The sequence below is a fragment of the Streptomyces otsuchiensis genome, assembly GCF_004305975.1.
In the GTDB taxonomy this organism is placed as follows: Bacteria; Actinomycetota; Actinomycetes; order Streptomycetales; family Streptomycetaceae; genus Streptomyces; species Streptomyces otsuchiensis.
This window is the reverse complement of record NZ_BHZI01000440.1, coordinates 1-2,779: the sequence shown is the minus strand read 5'-3', so window position 1 is coordinate 2,779 and position 2,779 is coordinate 1. Positions and strand designations below refer to the sequence as shown.

The window sequence follows — 2,779 nt, the reverse complement described above, 5'->3', positions numbered from 1 at the left end:
CACCCCCGCCGGTGAAGCGGCCTCCCTGTCGCGGCCGGAGCTGGAGGAGTTGCTCCTGTCCGTGGTGGCCCGCCTCACCGGCTACCCCACCGCCATGCTGACCATGGACATGGAGCTGGAGGCGGATCTGGGCGTCGACTCCATCAAGCGCGTCGAGATCCTGTCGGCCGTACGCCGGCAGGTCGGTGACGTGGCGATGGCAGATGTCGGGGAGCTGGGCAGGCTCCGTACGCTGCGCGAGATCGTCGAGGCGCTCACCGGCGACCCCGGGCCTTCCGCGCCCCAGGCTCCGAGTGTTCCCGCCGTCTCCGGGCCCCCCTCGGCTGTGAGCGCCCCCGTCGTGGCGGAGGCCCGCGAGGACACCGGGCCCTCTGCGGTCGCCGGTGCGCCCGGCGCCGTCGCGGATCCCGGGCCTGCCGCACCGCGCGCCGGGACGGGCGGGCGGACGCCGCTGACGCGACTGGTACCGCGGGTGGAGCCGTCGTCGGCTTCCGGGCTGACCACGGCGGGACTCCTGGAGGGCCCCGTCGTGGTGACCGGCGGGAGCCCGGAAGGCTGCGCGATCGTCGGTCTCGTGGCCCGGAAGCTGACGGAGCACGGCGGGGACGCCACCGCCGTGGCGGAAGTACCCGAAGGCGCCCGGGGTGTCGTCCACCTCGGCGGACTCACCGCGAGCGGCACGCGGGACGAGGCGCGGGAGGTCCACCGGTCCGCGCTCCGCGCCGCCCGCGCGGTGGCACCGCAAGCGGCGGCGGGCGGCGGGCTGTTCGTCACCGTCCAGGACACCGGGGGCGACTTCGGGCTCGGGGGCCACGCGCCCGGCCGCGCGTGGCTGGGCGGTGTCGCCGGTCTGGCCAGGACCGCGGCGAAGGAGTGGCCGGGCGCCTCGGTCAAGGTCGTCGACTGCGAGCGGGGCGGCCGGGGCGACGAGGAGGTCGCCGAAGCGATCGTGCGGGAACTGCTCGAAGGGGGAGCCGACGGCGAGGTCGGTCTCCGCGCGGACGGCACCCGCGTCCTGACGCGGCTGGTGCCGGAGCCGGTGACGCCCGGCGGCACACCGCGGGTCTCTCCCGCGTCGGTGATCGTGGCGACCGGAGGCGCCCGCGGGGTGACCGCCGCGGCGCTGCTCGACCTGGCCAGGACCCACCGTCCGCGGATCGTGTTGCTCGGGCGGACGGACCCGGCCGCCGAGCCTCCCGGACTGGCGTCGGCCTCCGATGAACCGGAGCTCACCCGCCTGCTCGCGGAGCGGTCCCCGGAGGCGGAGGGTTCCTCGCCGTCCCGGATCGCGGAGCGGGCCCGGGAGATCCTGGCCGCGCGCGAAGTACGGGCGACGCTTGCGGAGTTGGAGGCCGCCGGGTCGCCGGCCCGGTATGTCCGGGTGGACGCCCGCGACGGTGACGCCCTCGCCGCGGCCCTGCACGAGGTGCGCGGGGAGTGGGGGCCGGTCACCGGCATCGTGCACGGTGCGGGGGTGCTGGCGGACAAGCGGATCGCCGACAAGACCGACGAGCAGGCGGAGCTGGTGATGTCCACCAAGGTGGACGGCCTGCGGGCGCTGCTGGCGGCGACGGCCGACGATCCCCTGGACACGATCTGCCTGTTCTCCTCGGTGGCGGCCGTCTACGGCAACCCGGGGCAGAGCGACTACGCCATGGCCAACGAAGTTCTCCATCAGGTCGCGTCGGCGGAGCAGGCCCGCCGCCCCGGCTGCCTGGTGCGGTGCGTGGCTTGGGGGCCGTGGCAGGGCGGCATGGTCAGCCCGGCCCTGGCCGCGCATTTCGGCCGGTCCGGGGTTCCGCTCGTCCCCCTGGAGCAGGGCGCCGCGGCCTTCACCGCCGAGCTGGACGGCGCCGCCGGCGAGGCCCGCGTCGTTCTTGCCGCCGGGGACGGGCTCACCTCCCGGGACGGGACTGCCGTCCTGCCCCTGGCCGAAGGCCCGCGTCGCGCGCAGCTGCTGGTGCGGTCGGACACCCTGCCGCAGCTCGCCGACCACGCGCCCGCCGGAGTTCCCGTGCTGCCCGTGGCCCTGGTCCTGAACTGGTTCACGGGCGCGGCCACGGCGTGGCTACCGGCCGCCGGGCAGCTCGTCGTCCGCGATCTGCGGGTGTACAGGAAGTACGCCCTGCCGGAGCTGCGGGGCGCCGGCCACCTCCTCACCGTTCTGGGCAGCCAGGGCGCGCCCGGTTCACCCTCGGGTCTGGAGGCGGAGCTGCGGGCCGAGGACGGCGTCGCGCACTTCCGGGCCGTGCTGGATACCGGGGCCGGTGCGCCGGACGCGACCGCGTGGGAGACCCCGGAGGAGCTGCGGCCGCTCGCCCGGGCCGCGGCGTACGACGGGGAGACCCTCTTCCACGGCCCCCGGTTCCACGCCCTGCGCACGGTGCGTGGCGTGTCACGGCACGGCGCGGAGGCGACCGTCGTGGGTCTGCTGGCCCTGGACTGGGCGGGTGTGCCCGGGCCGATCGATGCCGCCGCCGTGGACGGCGCGCTCCAACTCGCGCTGCTCTGGGGCGAGGAGGTGCTGGGAGCGGCGACGCTGCCGATGGCCGTCGCCGAGTGCAGGGTGCACCGGCGCGGCCCGGTCGACGGCACGGTGCGCTGTGTGGTGCGAAGGCGGAAGGTGCACGAGACGGGGGCGCGCTGTGACGCGGCACTGATCGACGCCGACGGAGGCGTCCGGCTGGAGCTGGTCGGTGTCGAACTGGTCAGCCGCCCGTCCTGACCCCGGCCGGTCCCGCGCCACCCACCGCTCCCGCCGCCCGCCCCGGCCTCCGGC

The 2,779-nt window shown here is 76.4% G+C and carries 1 protein-coding gene; it reads left to right on the top strand.

The annotated features are described in order from the left end of the window. A partial coding sequence (locus tag E0D90_RS24830; RefSeq protein WP_130800173.1) for an SDR family NAD(P)-dependent oxidoreductase occupies positions 1–2,725 on the top strand: 2,725 nt, incomplete at its 5' end. Positions 2,726–2,779: the final 54 nt, after the last annotated feature.